We start from the raw sequence: 16,868 nt of genomic DNA, 5'->3' as shown, positions 1-16,868 counted from the left end.
TATGGTAAAAAGAACCACGGCGGTAAAAATTCGAAAGGCCCATCGGTATTTGGGGCTGTTTTTGGGCATTCAGTTCATTATGTGGACGGCCAGTGGCCTCTATTTCAGTTGGACCGACATTGACGAGATCCATGGCGATCATTTTAGGAACATGGAATATGAACCCATGGCGTTCAATGATCTGATCGGCCTTTCAGAGATTAAGGTTACCGAAAATATCAGTGCAATAAGTTTAAAGGAAATCGCGGGCAAACCCTATTACTGGATCAACAACAAATTTTTGGTGGATGCCAGAACGGGCAAACTGAAAGAAGGCATTACAAAGGAGGAAGCTCTGCAAGTGGCCCATAATCAAATGTCCCCTGATCTTAAGGTGAAAGGTGTTGAAGTGCTTTCGGAAACTGACAAACACCACGAATACCGCGAGAAGAAATTACCCGCCTACGTTATTTCGTATGATTCGCCCGAAGACATCAAGGCCTATGTGTCCGTAGAAGATGGTTCGTTTCAAACCGTCCGACACCGCAATTGGCGTTGGTTCGATTTTTTATGGATGACCCATACCATGGATTATGAGGGCAGGGACGATTTTAACACCACCGTACTTCGAGCATTTTCACTTTTAGGATTGGTCACGGTGTTGAGCGGATTCTTGCTGTGGTTTACCTCGTCGCCGAGTGTTCGCAAGTTGATACAACGAAAAAAATAACAGAGATGAAAAAGGAAAATATTGTTTACATCGGAATTGCGGTCATAGTAGGGCTGCTTGTGGGGTATTTCATTTTTGGCGGTAAAGCTGAAACCGCTTCAATGGATGCACATAACCATGATGCAGAGATTGCCGCCGAAGAAATGTGGACTTGCTCCATGCACCCCCAAATTATGCAACCAGAGCCAGGAAGTTGCCCCATTTGTGGCATGGATTTGATCCCTGCGGATGCCAATGGGGAAGGCTTGGCGGCCAATCAAATTAAAATGACGGAAAATGCCATGGTATTGGCCGGGGTGGAAACCCTTGTTGTGGGGTCCGATGTTCAGGGGGATGATCAAATCAAACTTTCGGGGAAAGTGGCCATCAACCAAAATTCGGATGCAGTGCAATCGGCCTATTTTGATGGTCGGATAGAAAGCCTGTCCATCAATTTTGAAGGGGAAGAAGTCCGTAAGGGCCAAAAGTTGGCCACTATTTATGCTCCCGCATTGGTGTCCGCCCAGCAAGAATTGTTGACCGCTGCGGGGTTGAAATCAAACCAACCACAATTATACAATGCGGTGCGCAACAAATTAAAACTTTGGAAACTGTCCGATGCCCAGATCGATCAAATTGAAAACTCGGGCAAGGTGGTGGAAAATTTCCCGGTTTATGCCAATGTAAACGGGGTCGTATCTGCTATCATGGTGGAAGAAGGGGATTACATCAAAACAGGTTCACCTTTGGTGAAAGTGGCCGATCTTAATTCCGTTTGGGCCGTTTTTGATGCTTATGAAAACCAATTGAGCCAGTTTAAGACCGGACAGGTTATGGAAGTGACCACCACATCCTATCCGAATGAAAAATTTAAGGCTAAAATTTCCTTCATAGACCCGATTTTGAACGCCCAAACCAGAACGCTCGAGGTACGAGCAGAACTGGATAATAAAAAAGGCTTGCTAAAACCGGAGATGTTCGTTCAGGGTGAGGTGGAAGTTTCCAAAATGGAAAACGCCGAAGTATTGACCGTTCCGGAAAGTGCTGTGCTATGGACCGGTAAAAGATCCGTTGTCTATGTGCAACCCGATGGCAACAGCCCCATATTTGAACTGCGTGAAGTGGAATTGGGAAACCTAATGAATGACGTGTATGTGGTCCATTCTGGTTTGAAATCAGGAGATCGTGTGGTCGCCAAGGGTACATTTACAGTTGATGCCGCAGCGCAACTACAGGGAAAGAAATCCATGATGAACCAAGATGGTGGCAAAACCATGACGGACCATGAGGGCCACATGGGCATGTCTTCCGCCATGAAGATGGAATTTTCCGAAAAAGCCCAAAACATGTTTGAGCAATTGCTGGGCAGTTATATGAAATTAAAGGATGGTTTGGTTGCTTCCGATGCTACACAGGTGCAGCAACTGGCCAAGGAAGGAGTTGAAGTTGCAAAGCAAATGAGCACAACCGACATGAATGATATGGCCAAGCAACACCTCGCTATTATCAGTGAAAAGTTAACTTCAATTTCCAAAGCCAGCTCCCTTGAAAAACAACGTGAAGATTTTATTATGTTGTCTGAAAATATGATCATGATGGGCAACCAAATGAAAGGTTTGAACGAAAAAGTGTTCGTGCAACATTGCCCAATGGCCGACAATAACAAGGGAGCCAATTGGTTGAGTCTGGATGAGGAAATCCGGAATCCCTATTATGGCGATGCCATGCTCACCTGTGGCAGTGTTGTCTCAACTATTAATTAGTTGCTTAAAAAACAACGAGTTATGTTATCTGTTTAGAATTATTAAAAGGATTTTAGTTAATATTTAGCCAACAAAAATTTTTGGATTCAAAACTGAGATACATTTACTATAGTTTTTAATTTATTGACTCATGAAACAAGCGAAGTCAACTGGAAAGTCATCTCCTGCCAAAGCTGTAAAACCAGCTGCTAAGAAGACTACCCAAGCTACTGGTAAGAAAAAGTAACTTGGTATTTGGGTCCACTGGTGGATCCCCTACTAAAGCAAAAGAAAAACGCCCTGATGAAAGTCAGGGCGTCCTTTTTTTATATGAATGCTTTGTGCATTACATCATTCCTGGCATACCGCCACCCATCGGAGGTCCAGCTGGGGAATCCTCTTTAATGTCGGTCAAGGCACACTCTGTGGTCAAGATCATACCTGCAACAGAAGCTGCATTTTCCAAAGCGATACGGGTCACTTTCTTGGGATCGATGATACCAGCCTCAAGCATATCCACATACTTGTCGGATTTGGCATCGTAACCGAAGTCCTTTTTGCCTTCCAAAACCTTGGAGATCACAACAGAACCTTCACCACCAGCGTTTTCTACGATGGTACGCAATGGAGCCTCAATGGCTTTGGCAACGATCTGTACACCTGTGGTTTCGTCCAAAGAGTCGGTAGTCAATTTTTCCAGGACTTTTTTGGCCCTTACCAAAGCAACACCACCACCTGCAACAATGCCTTCTTCAACAGCGGCACGGGTAGCGTGCAAAGCATCGTCCACACGGTCTTTTTTCTCCTTCATTTCCACTTCGGAGGCAGCACCAACATAAAGAACGGCAACACCACCGGCCAATTTGGCCAAGCGCTCTTGCAATTTCTCTTTGTCGTAATCAGAAGTTGTGGTCTCGATCTGGGCTTTGATTTGGTTTACTCTTGCCTTAATGTCAGATGGTTTACCGGAACCGTTAACGATTGTGGTATTGTCCTTGTCGATGGTTACAGTTTCAGCAGTACCCAACATATCCAAAGAAGCATTTTCCAAAGAAAAACCTCTTTCTTCAGAGATTACAGTACCGCCGGTCAAAATGGCGATGTCTTCCAACATGGCCTTTCTTCTGTCTCCAAAACCTGGAGCCTTTACAGCAGCAATTTTAAGACCCCCTCTTAATTTGTTCACTACCAAAGTAGCCAATGCCTGACCTTCTACATCTTCGGCAACGATCAATAAAGGTCTTCCTGATTGAGCTACTGGCTCAAGAATAGGAAGGATTTCCTGAAGGTTGGAGATTTTTTTATCGAATAGAAGGATATAAGGGTGATCTAGGTCTGCAACCATTTTATCGGTATCGGTCACAAAATAGGGAGAAAGATATCCACGGTCAAACTGCATACCTTCAACAACGTCCACATAAGTATCGGTACCTTTGGCTTCCTCAACGGTGATCACACCTTCTTTACCAACTTTGGTGAAAGCGGTGGCGATCAAATCCCCGATGGCTTCATCATTGTTGGCAGAAATAGAGGCAACTTGCTTGATCTTATCAGAATCATTGCCTACTTTTTTGGCTTGTTTTTCCAAGTCCACTACCAAAGCCTCAACAGCTTTGTCAATACCGCGTTTCAAATCCATCGGATTTGCCCCGGCAGCAACGTTTTTAAGACCTTCTTTTACAATGGCCTGTGCCAATACGGTTGCGGTAGTGGTACCGTCCCCGGCTTGGTCGTTGGTTTTGGAAGCTACTTCCTTCACCATTTGTGCACCCATGTTTTCAAGGGCGTCTTCCAATTCAATTTCTTTTGCCACGGAAACCCCATCCTTGGTTACTTGGGGTGCTCCGAAAGCTTTGCTGATGATCACGTTTCTACCTTTTGGTCCCAAGGTCACTTTAACGGCCTCGGCCAATTTGTCAACGCCTCTTTTCAGTCCGTCACGTGCATCTATATCAAACTTAATATCTTTTGCCATGTTTCTTTAGTTGATTTTTTTGATTAAACAATTGCCAAAATATCACTCTCTCTCATCATCAAATAGTCGGTACCGTCCAATTTAAGTTCGGTTCCGGCATATTTTCCATATAGAACGGTATCACCGACTTTAACCGTCACCTTTTCATCTTTGGTGCCCGGGCCAACGGCCACAACAGTTCCCTTTTGTGGTTTTTCTTTTGCGTTGTCAGGAATAATGATACCGGAAGCAGTCTTGGTCTCGGCCTGTAGCGGCTCGATCAGTACCCTATCTGCCAATGGTTTGATATTAACTTTAGCCATATAATTAATTTTTAGGTATTTGATTTAAAAATTCTCGAATCTATTGGGCAGAAATTGTGCCAATGCCCAAAAACTGACATTCTGTAGAACAAAAATGCCAGCTTGTCATTCAAGCTGGCATTTTTGTACGCTTTGTCACTTCAATTACCCGATGGTGTCTGTCGGATTGGTAGTGCCGGCGGGTGGAAGTTGTTCCGGGACTTCTTCGGGAACCGTTTCAGGAACCGTCTCGATGTCATCGCCCTGCAAAAGTTTTGAATCTGCGCTCCCATAGTTCCCCTTCAAGGAAACATTGGAAAGCAAAATCAACACAATCAATACGGTGGCAAGGGTCCAGGTACTTTTGTCCAAAAAGTCACCTGTTTTCTTTACGCCACCCACAACTTGGGTTCCACCTCCTCCAAAAGAAGAGGACAAACCACCACCTTTAGGGTTTTGGACCATGATGACCAAGACCAACAAAAGGCACACGATAATGATCAATATCAAAAAAATTGTAAACGTGCTCATCTCTTTATTTTACTCTTTTTCGTTCTGCAGCTTCTTCACCGCCTGAATTTGGTCTGCAAAGAAACCACTTTTTTCTGGATATTTCAAACTCAATATTTTAAAGGCTTGAATTGCCTTTTTATATTTTTTCTGCTCCAAGTATACCTTGGCCAGGGTTTCGGTCATCAACTCGTTTTTATCGAACTTTGAGGATTCTTTTAGGTTGATTTTGACGTTGGTGGATGCCGAAGGGACAATTTTTGGGTTGGTTTCAATGAATTTGTCCAAGAGCTCAAACTTTTTCTTGCGCTCCAACTCTTCCATAACATTTTCCTCCGATGTTTCTTCGGATTCCGGTTCTTCACTTTTGGAAGTGAGTTGCAACCATTCCGTGAACGAATGTTTCTCCTTTTTGGTAAAGGGGATGGGTTTGCCCAAATTCAATTCCTTTTCGTTCTGGGCCCGTTCCTCTTTGGTTGACGGAACAGATTGTTCTTTTTCTATAGGTCTGGTTTTGAAAAGTTCCGGGTTCAAGATCTGTTCCGCATCCTGAAGGTTTTGTGGCAACGCAGGTTCCTCGGACTCAACCAGCATACTTTCCGCAAGCGGATTCGGTTCTATTTCTTCCGAAATGGCCTTTTGATCCTCCAATTTGGAGCCCCGGCCGGCAATGGCGTCGGCTATATTGTTTTGGACAAATTCGTTGGAGGTAATGTAGTCGAACAAAACATCCCGATCGGTAGAGTAGGCGGCGGTGACCTTTAGGGCATTGTTGTATTTATAGCTGTCCAGATTTTTCAACCCTTTCAGGTGCAAGGCCCTTGCTGCCTGAAAGTAAGGGTATTCCTCGATAATATCTTCCAGCTCCCGCGTTTGCTTTGGGGAAAGGATGGTATTGGAGTTTTGAAGAATATGTATAAAATCCGAAACGTTCATAATACGGTTACCAATTGCCCAGGGATGCGTTGAAAATATCCTGTGTCAGTCGTTCAAAAATCTCTTCATGTGCCGCGGACTGAACGGATGTCAGCGATGCGGCGGCATCAAAATCATAAAAGAAGGAGAACCTTCGCTCAAAATCGTTGTCAGGTTTTTTGGTGTTGAAAAAACGAACGTTTACACTCATGGTGAGCCTATTCTGCGCAGTTCGTTGATCCGAGGTGGCCGTCATGGGGATGACCTTGTACTCCACAATTTCACCTTCATATATTAAATCGCCATTGTTGCCGGTTAGGGAAAGGCTGGTCAGGTTGTTTATCATGTCCTGAAGGGAGAGGGTAAAATCCCTATCCAAGCTGGGAACAATAATGGAGCCAGGGGTCTGGTCCGCGTAATTTTGGAAGAAGTTTACCTGAAAGGTCTTGGCTTCGCCAACATCTGCACCCGAAAAATTATAGGCTCCACAACCGGAAAGAAATAAAATCAATCCCAACAATGCGACCCTAAATTCATTTCGTATCCTCATATGCTTTGCAATCATGTTCATTAAAGATCGTATTGTTTTATTTTGCGGTAAAGGGTTCTTTCCGAAATGCCCAGCTCTGCCGCTGCGGCCTTTCTTTTGCCACGGTTGCGTTCCAATGATTTTTTGATCAGTTCGATTTCCTTCTCCTGTAAAGATAAGGTTTCTTCCTCTTGGATCTCTTCGGCAAAATGATAACGGTCTTCCTGAGGCTGTACGGCGGCGGTTGGAGTTGTTGCCTCCATCACCGGTTCTGGTAGACCTAAAACTTCTGTTGCCACATTTTCTTCAAGATCTATATCCTCTTCCTCTTCATGGCTGCCATAGATTTTGCGGATCAGGTTTTCATTTTCCTTGTGCACTTTGGAGGTGTCGTTGTCCTTCAACAGTTCCAAGGTCAATTTTTTAAGGTCGTTCAGGTCACTTTTCATATCGAACAAAACCTTGTACAGGATTTCCCGTTCGTTACTGAAATCGCCATCCTTTTTGGGTTGACCTACCACGGCTGGCAAATTGGAGCCCGCGGCATCTGGCAGATAGCTGTTCAACGTAGCGGCCGTAATGGTCCGGTTTTCTTCGAGCACAGAGATTTGCTCGGCTATGTTCCTCAACTGTCTGATGTTCCCGGGCCAGTGGTATTTCAACAACAAATGCACGGCATCGTCTTCCAGACGAATGGTCGGCATCTTGTATTTTTGGCCAAAATCCGAAGCAAATTTGCGGAACAGCAAATGAATGTCCTCCCGTCTTTCCCTTAATGGTGGAATATGGATTTCCACGGTACTCAACCTATAATAAAGGTCTTCCCTAAATTTTTCCTTTTTGATGGCCTCGAACATATTGATGTTGGTCGCTGCCACAATGCGTACATCGGTCTTCTGTACTTGGGAAGAACCTACTTTAAGGAATTCCCCGTTTTCCAATACGCGGAGCAAACGTACCTGGGTGGTAAGGGGCAGTTCCCCTACCTCGTCCAAAAAGATGGTTCCGCCATCGGCCACTTCAAAATAACCGCTACGGGTTTGGGTGGCCCCGGTAAAGGCACCTTTCTCGTGCCCAAAAAGTTCACTGTCTATGGTACCCTCTGGAATGGCCCCGCAGTTTACCGCAATATACTTGGCATGTTTTCGGTGCGAAAGGGCATGGATGATCTTTGGGATGGATTCCTTTCCTACACCACTTTCCCCGGTCACCAAAACCGAAATGTCCGTTGGTGCCACTTGAATGGCTTTTTCTATCGCTCGGTTGAGTTTTACATCGTTACCGATCAGCTCAAACCGTTGTTTTATGGATTGTACACTTTCCATTTTGTTCTTGTACCTGCAGTGGCAGGAATCTTTTCTTTTTTGTTCCTCAAGCGGTTGCTAGGCGTAGTCGAAGCAACCATATGGGTTAACAAAAAGTGGTTAATTATTTTTTGAGTAGCCCACTGCTTCACCGATCAAGGTGGCGGAGGTACATTCATTGATCTTTACGTTGACAAAATCGCCCACTTGGTACTGTTCCTTTGGGAAAACGACCACGGTATTCTGCGAATTTCTACCCATCCAATGGGCATCGGATTTTTTGGAAGGCCCTTCGATAAGTACTTCTTCAACCCTACCTACATGTTCTTGGGTACGGAAGAGACCGTGCTTTTGTTGCAGGTCGATGATTTCGCGAAGGCGTCTCTTTTTGGTCTCTTCGGGAACATCGTCATCCATTTTGCGTTCCGCCAAGGTTCCGGGTCGCTCAGAATAGGCGAACATAAAACCGAAATCGTACTTAACATACTCCATAAGGCTCAAGGTATCCTGATGGTCTTCCTCGGTCTCCGTCGGGAATCCAGTGATCATGTCTTGGCTAATGGCACAGTCGGGAATGATTTTTCTGATGTTGTCGATCAGCTCAAAATATTCCTCACGGGTGTGCAGACGATTCATGGCCTGCAAAATCCTGTTGCTCCCACTTTGAACGGGCAAGTGGATGTATTTGCAGATGTTGTCATATTTGGCCATGCTCTCGATCACATCCAAGGTCATGTCCTGTGGGTTGGAAGTTGAGAAGCGGATTCGCATCTTGGGTTGTGCCTGCGCTACCAGTTCCAGTAGTTTGGCAAAGTTCACCGAAGTGGCCTTCTGCATTTCGGAGGCTTTCTCAAAATCTTTTTTGAGGCCACCGCCATACCAAAGGTAACTGTCCACATTCTGGCCCAAAAGGGTCACTTCCCTAAAGCCCCGTTCCCAAAGGTCGTTCACTTCTTCCAAAATGGATTGTGGGTTACGGCTGCGCTCGCGGCCACGGGTGAAGGGAACCACACAGAAGGTACACATATTGTCGCAACCTCGGGTGATGGACACAAATGCAGTCACCCCATTACTATTCAAACGAACGGGGGCCACATCGCCATAGGTTTCGTCCTTGGAGAGGATCACGTTCACGGCATTTCGGCCTTCGTCAATTTCTTGGATCAGGTTGGGGAGGTCTTTGTAAGCATCGGGTCCTACCACCATGTCCACAATTTTTTCCTCTTCCAGGAATTTGCTTTTAAGGCGTTCGGCCATACAGCCCAATACGCCCACTTTCATTCCCGGATTGACTTTTTTAACGGCGTTGAACTTTTCCAAACGCTTGCGCACGGTCTGCTCCGCTTTTTCACGAATGGAGCAAGTGTTGACCAGGACCAAATCGGCTTCTTCCAATAGTTCGGTGGTATTGAAACCTTCCTTGGCCAAGATGGAGGCCACGATCTCGCTATCGGAAAAATTCATTTGGCACCCATAACTTTCAATATAAAGCTTGCGGGTGTTTTTAACATTATGTTGAAGGGCCAAAGGGGTTCCCTGTTGGCTCTCGTCTATTACTTTCTCTACGCTTTCGTCCTTGATCATATTGCTTCAATGGGGTGCAAAGATAGTGCTTATTCCATTTTAGTGACAATATGGCAGTATTTTTTAAGATTAAATTGAGGAAAGCCCGGGTCCGGTCTGTTTTTGGTGATGGATGCTATCGGTAATGTTGAAAAGACAGTAAGATTTTAAGGTGGATGGCGCGCAACTTTTTAAGGGTTTTTCATCTATGTGGTTAAAAGACAAACCGCTATGAAAAAGACCCTCTTCCTTTTATTTTCCCTGAGCACATTGTTCTTGGTTTCTTGTTCCAATGATAATTCGGATGATCAATATGCGGAATATATTGTGGCAAGACCACTGGTCATGTCCAAGGCAGAGTTTGCCACCAGTGTTACCATTATTGCACCCCAACCCATTGAAGAATCGGGAAAGGTGTATGCCTATGGGGACTTTATCTTCATCAACGACAAATATCGTGGTATCCATATCATCAACAATAGCAATCCCCAACAGCCTTTAAAGGTCGGGTTTATCAATATTCCTGGGAACATAGATATCTCTATTAAGAATGATTATCTGTTTGCGGACAGCATGATGGATTTGGTGGTACTTGATATTTCGGATATCAATAACATAAAACTGGTCAATCGGTTGGAGGATGTATTGTACAACAATGTGTTTTTTCCGATGGAGGCCGATTTGTTCGAATATGAGGACTATGACTATGATACGGAAATCATAGTAGGGTGGGATACCACAACTGAAAGAAGGTTGAGATCTGAAGTGGAACAAAGAAATGGTGGTGTGGTGTTTATGGATGGATTGATGGCTTCGGAATCTGCCGATAGTGGAACTGGACAAGGAGGGTCATTGGCCCGTTTCAAGATTGTGGACCAATACTTGTATGCAGTGGATAGCCACAACATCAATATTTTTGATATCTCTGATCTGGACAGTCCCAAGGATTTGGAGGATGTATTTGCCGGATTCGATATCGAGACCATTTTTAATCAGGGCAATTACCTTTTTTTGGGAAGCATGAGCGGGATGTACATTTATGATATTACCACTCCTGCCACCCCAACATTTGTATCCGAATTTCAACATGGAACAGCATGTGACCCTGTGGTGGTGGATGGCAATTATGCTTATGTTACCTTACGCGGCGGGAATAAGTGTGGGGCAACGGAAAGCGGTCTCTTCATTGTGGACATCACCAATATTGAAAACCCGGAACTTGCAGAATCCTATCCTTTGGATGGACCTTATGGTCTGGGTATTAAAGATGAAAAATTATTTGTTTGTGATGGCTCGTCCGGGTTGAAGGTCTATGATAAAAGTGATATCCATGATCTTCAGGAATTGAACCATTTTGAAGATATTGTCACCTTTGATGTGATTCCCTTGGAGACCCACCTGATCATGGTCGGGGACGGAGTACTCTATCAATATGAATATTTGGATAGCAACATCAAACTCTTGAGTCAAATCGGCCTTGATTGATGTTGATAACGAATAGTAACAAAAAACGCCCCATTAACAGGGCGTTTTTTTGTTTTTACATATTCATGGTCATTCCATCGAAATCATTTTGATATGGTTTTCTTCCACTTTTTCATTAATGGCAGTGGCCTGTTTTTGGACCAGGGTATTCAGTGCATTGATTTGTGCATCGAGCTCTTTGGTGACTTCCCCAAAAAAATCCTGGGCCTGTTTGGTTGGTCTTTGATCCCCACGCTGCGAGTCTGCCAATAGAAAAGCAAGTCTATTATTGATTCGGATACCAAAGTTTAAAGGATCTTGACTGCTTTGGTTTTTGGTCATATGGATATTGTTTTCAATTGTGGAAAGCTCGGATTCGAAGGCGTCCACTAGCTTTTGGATTTCAGCATTATCCGTGGTCTTTTCCTTAAGATATGACAGGTCCTTTTTAATGTCCCTTATGTTGATGACGGCCTTGTTCGCGCGTGTTACCTGATCTCGAACAGCCATCAAAAAGTCAAATTGTTGTTGAAAATCGTCTTGCGTGTTGGTAATGCGCGGGTCTTTTTCAATGGACAAGGTCTGCTCCATGGAGTTCCCATTGTATGTCAACCGCACTTTGTAGTGGCCGGGTACCGCTTTTGGACCCACATTGGGCGAGGAATAAAAAATCATTCCCTTGAATTCTTCAAAACCAGGATACCTCATGTTCCATACCATGCGATTTCCGCCTTTGGCCACTTCCAACTTTTGGGTGGAAGCAGGGTTCATTTTGTCTGCCGAAGCGGTATTGGCGTAACTACGGATAATCGTGCCATCCATTTCCAAAATATCCAGGTTAACTTTATCCCCTTCCTTTACATCTTTCAGGTAAAAATTGATGATGGCACCGTTCGGATGGTTTTCACCCACCAATTTGGTGTCCGGCTCTTGCCAACCACCGCTTTGGTGCATTCGGTAGGCCATGTCCGGTTTGTACAGATAAAAATCACTCTTGGTGACCTCGTCCGATAGTTGATGCAGCGGGGTCAGGTCATCGATCATCCAAAAGCTTCTACCATGTGTCGCGGCAATAAGATCATTGTCCCTAACATGGAGGTCTCTGATGGAGGTAATCGGCAAATTCAACTGGAAAGGAGACCAAGACTCCCCATCGTCAAAGGAGATGAACATGCCCCATTCCGTTCCGGTGTATAACAATCCTTCGCGGGTCTTATCTGAACGAATGGCCCTGGTGTAATAATCCTCCTTAATGCCATTGGTGATAAGTTTCCATGTTTTGCCGTAGTCATCGGTTTTGTAGAGGTAGGGTGTATAATCCCCAAACTTGTACGAAGTTGCAGCCACGTATACGGTCCCTTTTTTAAAAGGGCTTGGGTCGATGCAATTGATCATGTTCAATTTGGGCGACATGGAGGATGGAGGCGTTACATTTTCCCAAGTAATCCCATTGTCCCGGGTCACATGGATGAGACCATCGTCACTTCCTGTCCATATCACCCCTTTTTCAAGAATGGATTCACTGATCACAAAAACATTGGAATAGAATTCTGCCCCGGTGTTGTCTTGGGTGATGGGTCCACCGGAAGACATAATGGTCTCGGGAAGACTCCTTGAAAGATCAGGCGAAATGGTTTTCCAAGACTGGCCACCATCGGTAGTGGCATGCAGATAATTGGAGCCTGCATAAAGTACATTGGAATCATGTCTGCTGAAAGTGACCGGATAGTTCCAGTTAAAGCGGTACTTCATGATTTCAGCTCCAGAACCGGCAGGATTGTCCGGCCACACATTGGTGGAAATGGTCTGGCCCGTGGTATGGTCCATTCGGTTCATGTAGCCTTTATAGGTGCCACCATACACTAATTGATTGTTTTTTGGGTCAGGGGCCAAGTGGGCGCTCTCACCTCCAGCGGTGGGTTCCCAATCCTTTTCCGTAATGGCATTGCCAGAGGATCGGTGGGAGATGCGCAACGCGGTGTTGTCCTGTTGGGCACCATAAATGCGATAGGGAAAAATACTGTCTGTAGCAATACGATAAAACTGGGCGGTAGGCTGGTTGTAATAGGTGGTCCAATTGTTGCCACCGTCGTTCGAAATCTGTGCGCCGCCATCATCAGCAATGATCATGCGTTGGTTGTTGTTGGGGTCGATCCATAGATCATGGTGGTCGCCGTGTGGCGCATTTTTTAAAGTAAACGTTTTTCCACCGTCAGTGGAAACGCCATAGCTTACGTTCATTACCCAGACTTTGTCAATATTTTGGGTGTCGGCATAAATTCTACTGTAATACCATGCCCGTTGGCGAAGGGCACGATCTTCATTGATTTTTTTCCAAGTCTTTCCGGCATCATCTGAACGGAACACCCCTCCGTCCTTGGCCTCAATGATGGCCCAAACCCTATCCGAATCCAATGGAGAAATGGCAATGCCCACAATTCCCCAAGGAAATCCGGGTAAGCCGGAATTTGTGGAAATGTCGGTCCACGTGTTGCCCCCATCCGTACTTTTGAACATTTTGCTATCCGGTCCACCACTGTCCATTCGGTACCCGTTGCGTTTCATCTCCCAAGTGGCCGCATAAAGGACCCGGCTGTTGTTGGGATCCATGATCAAGTCCCCGGCCCCGGCCTTATCACTCACATATAAAACCTTTTCCCAGTTTTTGCCTCCATCCATGGTGCGGTAGACGCCACGGGTTTTATTAGGCTTCCATAGATTTCCAATGGCTGCCACATAAACGATATCCGGATTTTTTGGGTGGATTCGGATCCTTGCAATATGTTCGGAATCTTCCAAGCCTATAAATTGCCAAGTCTCGCCGGCATCCATGCTTTTCCAGAGTCCTTTGCCCGAAGAAACATTACCGCGAAGGGTCTGTTCCCCTTCGCCAACATAAATAATGTTTGGATCAGATTCCGAAACGGTGACCGCTCCAATGGAGCCGCCGAAATACCCATCGGAAATGCACTCCCAAGAATTTCCTGAATCGGTGGACTTCCAAACGCCACCACCAGCAGTACCCATATAATATAGGTTAGGGTCATTGGGCACGCCTGTCACGGTACCGGCACGTCCTCCTCGGTGCGGGCCCACCATACGCCATTCCATACCGCTGTAGAGGGATTGGTCATAGGTCAACGTATTTTTATTCGATTTTTTTTGTGCCAGGGTTGGATACCAACAGACCAAGGCCAGGGCCATGATCAAGTAACGATGGTTCATTTTGAATGAGGTTTAGCTGGTTATTGTCTTTAAAAATACTAATAAATTCAACTTCAATTTTAATCCCTAACTTATAATTGTTGGTTTTCAATTTTGAAGAAGATTTTAGGTGATTTGTATCAAAATCAAAGCATTCAAATCCTAAAGTTTAAATTTTAATATACTTTTGTTACCACAAAACCCTGTGCATGCCAAAGAATTTAGTTATTGTAGAGTCCCCTGCAAAGGCGAAGACCATTGAACGATTTCTAGGAAAAGATTATCAAGTTGAGTCCAGTTTCGGTCATATTGTCGACCTTCCTTCCAAAGAATTGGGTGTAGATGTTGAGAACGATTTCAAACCTAAATATACCGTAGACAAAGACAAGAAGGCTTTGGTGAAAAAACTCAAGGACCTTGCGCAAAAGGCCGATGTGATCTGGCTGGCCAGTGATGAGGACCGTGAGGGAGAGGCCATCTCTTGGCATTTGGCCGAAGAATTGAAACTGGACAAGAGCAAGACCAAACGGATTGTTTTCAACTCCATTACCAAGTCGGCGATACAAAAGGCCATTGAAAATCCGAGGGACATCAATTACAATTTGGTGAATGCGCAACAGGCCCGAAGGGTGTTGGACCGTTTGGTGGGTTATGAATTGTCACCGGTGCTTTGGAAAAAGGTAAAACCAGGACTTTCGGCAGGTAGGGTACAATCCGTTGCAGTGCGTTTGATCGTGGAACGTGAGAGGGAAATCGAAGGTTTTACCCCAGAAGGGTCTTTCCGGATAAAGGCAGAATTCAAGACAGACGGGGGCAGTGTGTTTGCCGCCAAGTTGAACAATACCTTCCCGACCAAGGCTGCTGCCGAGGCTTTTTTAAAAAATAACATCGGTGCTGATTTTGCCGTTGCTGACCTATCCAAAAGGCCGGCGAAAAAATCCCCTGCACCGCCGTTTACTACGTCGACCCTTCAGCAGGAAGCATCACGTAAGCTGTATTTTTCAGTGAGCCGCACCATGCAAGTGGCCCAACGTCTGTATGAGGCCGGTTTGATCACCTATATGAGAACGGATAGTGTTAACCTTTCTAACGAGGCCCTTTCTGCGGCCAAGGAAGCCATTGTTCAAAGTTATGGTGAAGAATACAGCCAAGTGCGAAACTTTACGGGCAAGACCAAAGGTGCCCAAGAGGCCCACGAAGCCATTCGCCCCACAGATATGAAATTGCAGTCACCATCCTTGGAACGGGACCAGTCCAAACTTTATGAACTGATTTGGAAAAGGACCCTTGCCTCGCAGATGAGCGATGCCGAGTTGGAACGCACCAATGTGAAGATCAAGGCCAGCACCCATAACGAGGAATTTGCCGCCAATGGAGAGGTGGTCAAGTTTGATGGGTTTCTAAAGGTTTATCTAGAAGGTACGGACGACGAAGATGTTTTGGAAGAACAAGAAGGGATGCTGCCTGCTCTTCGAGTGGGGGAACCTCTTCAAAACATATACATTTCTGCAACTGAAAGGTTTACACGACCCCCTTATCGCTACACCGAGGCTTCTTTGGTGAAAAAGTTGGAAGAACTGGGTATCGGTAGACCGTCTACGTATGCACCGACCATTTCCACTATCCAAAATAGGGGTTATGTGGAAAAAGGAACCATAGAAGGCACGGAAAGAAAATACATTCAGTTGGTGTTGGAATCTGAAAAGGTGTTGGAACAGAATCTCTCTGAAATGGTGGGATCAGACAAAGGGAAATTGGTGCCAACTGATATCGGAATGATCGTGAACGACTTTTTGGTGGATCATTTCACCAAGATCCTCGATTATAATTTTACGGCCAAGGTAGAGGAAGATTTTGATGAGATTGCCGCCGGAGATGAGGATTGGCAGGAAATGATGAAAAACTTTTACAAGGATTTTCATCCGAATGTACTGCAAGTGGAAGAAAATGCGGAGCGTGCCAGTGGGGAACGTGTTTTGGGCGTAGACCCTAAAACCGGCCGTCAAGTATCTGTTCGTTTGGGCCGTTTTGGACCAATGGTGCAGATAGGGACCGTGGAGGAAGAGGAAAAACCCCAGTTTGCCAGTTTGTTGCCCGATCAGTCCATTGGTACCATCACTTTTGAAGAGGCCATGGAACTTTTCAAATTGCCAAGAAAGTTGGGGGTGCACAAAGGAGAGGAAGTAGAGGCGAACGTTGGCCGTTTTGGACCATATGTTAGGTTTGGAAAAAAGTTCATTTCCTTGGATCAAGGTGAAAGCGCCTTTGATGTGGATTTGCCTCGCGCCATTGAATTGATCGAGGAGAAGGAAAAGGCCGATGCCCCCATTGCCACTTATGAAGGAAAAGAAGTGACCAAGGGTAAAGGAAGGTTCGGACCATTCATCAAATGGGACGGAATGTTCATAAACGTGAACAAAAAGTATGATTTTGATCATTTGTCGCAGGCCGATGTGATTGAATTGATCGAGGATAAAAAAATTAAGGAGGCCGAAAAAGTAGTGCAGGAATGGCCAGAGGAAAAGATTAGGATAGAAAAGGCAAGATGGGGTAGACATACCATTATTAAAGGAAAGATAAAAGTGGAGCTTTCCAAGGATGTAGATGCCGCCAAGATGACATTGGAAGAGGCCAAGGCACTTGTTGAAAAGAAAACACCAAAGAAAAAAGCCGCAACAAAAGCGAAAAAATAA

12 protein-coding genes are annotated in these 16,868 nt (G+C 45.2%); 4 read left to right on the top strand and 8 right to left on the bottom strand.

Annotated elements, in window-relative coordinates:
• Position 1: 1 nt before the first annotated feature.
• The gene (locus GTK07_RS12965; RefSeq protein WP_163635674.1) at positions 2–709 is read left to right on the top strand and encodes a PepSY domain-containing protein; all 708 of its coding nucleotides are present in this window, start codon (positions 2–4) and stop codon (positions 707–709) included.
• A 5-nt stretch (positions 710–714) separates the two neighbouring features.
• On the top strand, positions 715–2,451 hold the full coding sequence (locus tag GTK07_RS12960) for an efflux RND transporter periplasmic adaptor subunit (protein WP_163635673.1): 1,737 nt from the start codon (positions 715–717) through the stop codon (positions 2,449–2,451).
• A gap of 325 nt (positions 2,452–2,776) precedes the next feature.
• Here GTK07_RS12960 and groL read toward each other — a convergent pair whose 3' ends face one another.
• The 7 genes from groL to miaB form a co-directional block, all read right to left on the bottom strand.
• Entirely contained in the window at positions 2,777–4,405 is a 1,629-nt protein-coding gene (gene groL / locus GTK07_RS12955; protein ID WP_163635672.1) for a chaperonin GroEL, read from the bottom strand.
• A 23-nt stretch (positions 4,406–4,428) separates the two neighbouring features.
• Entirely contained in the window at positions 4,429–4,707 is a 279-nt protein-coding gene (locus GTK07_RS12950) for a co-chaperone GroES (RefSeq protein ID WP_119640084.1), read from the bottom strand.
• A gap of 144 nt (positions 4,708–4,851) precedes the next feature.
• A complete protein-coding gene (gene secG / locus GTK07_RS12945; protein ID WP_163635671.1) occupies positions 4,852–5,217 on the bottom strand; it encodes a preprotein translocase subunit SecG in 366 nt (121 codons plus the stop codon).
• 9 nt (positions 5,218–5,226) lie between these two features.
• Positions 5,227–6,132 carry a hypothetical protein gene (locus GTK07_RS12940; RefSeq protein WP_163635670.1) on the bottom strand — a complete coding sequence of 302 codons (906 nt, stop codon included), beginning with the start codon at positions 6,130–6,132 and terminating at the stop codon, positions 5,227–5,229.
• 7 nt (positions 6,133–6,139) lie between these two features.
• Complete coding sequence (locus tag GTK07_RS12935) at positions 6,140–6,682, bottom strand: LptE family protein (RefSeq protein ID WP_235932869.1); 543 nt, start codon at positions 6,680–6,682, stop codon at positions 6,140–6,142.
• Positions 6,682–7,965 (bottom strand): sigma-54-dependent transcriptional regulator, encoded by a 1,284-nt coding sequence (locus GTK07_RS12930; RefSeq protein WP_163635669.1) that lies wholly within the window; start codon positions 7,963–7,965, stop codon positions 6,682–6,684. Before GTK07_RS12930 ends, GTK07_RS12935 begins: the two co-directional genes overlap by 1 nt.
• Before the next feature lie 99 nt (positions 7,966–8,064).
• Positions 8,065–9,528 (bottom strand): tRNA (N6-isopentenyl adenosine(37)-C2)-methylthiotransferase MiaB, encoded by a 1,464-nt coding sequence (miaB, locus tag GTK07_RS12925; RefSeq protein ID WP_163635668.1) that lies wholly within the window; start codon positions 9,526–9,528, stop codon positions 8,065–8,067.
• Between the two features lie 210 nt (positions 9,529–9,738).
• Here miaB and GTK07_RS12920 point away from each other — a divergent pair, with 210 nt between their 5' ends.
• Positions 9,739–10,992 (top strand): LVIVD repeat-containing protein, encoded by a 1,254-nt coding sequence (locus GTK07_RS12920; RefSeq protein ID WP_163635667.1) that lies wholly within the window; start codon positions 9,739–9,741, stop codon positions 10,990–10,992.
• 69 nt (positions 10,993–11,061) lie between these two features.
• Here the strand turns inward: GTK07_RS12920 and GTK07_RS12915 are convergent, their stop codons facing one another.
• Positions 11,062–14,196 carry a WD40/YVTN/BNR-like repeat-containing protein gene (locus GTK07_RS12915; RefSeq protein WP_163635666.1) on the bottom strand — a complete coding sequence of 1,045 codons (3,135 nt, stop codon included), beginning with the start codon at positions 14,194–14,196 and terminating at the stop codon, positions 11,062–11,064.
• A gap of 188 nt (positions 14,197–14,384) precedes the next feature.
• Here GTK07_RS12915 and topA point away from each other — a divergent pair, with 188 nt between their 5' ends.
• Complete coding sequence (gene topA / locus GTK07_RS12910) at positions 14,385–16,868, top strand: type I DNA topoisomerase (protein WP_163635665.1); 2,484 nt, start codon at positions 14,385–14,387, stop codon at positions 16,866–16,868.

Source organism: Flagellimonas sediminis (genome assembly GCF_010500845.1).
GTDB lineage: Bacteria > Bacteroidota > Bacteroidia > Flavobacteriales > Flavobacteriaceae > Flagellimonas > Flagellimonas sediminis.
This window is presented reverse-complemented; position numbering and strand designations above follow the sequence as displayed.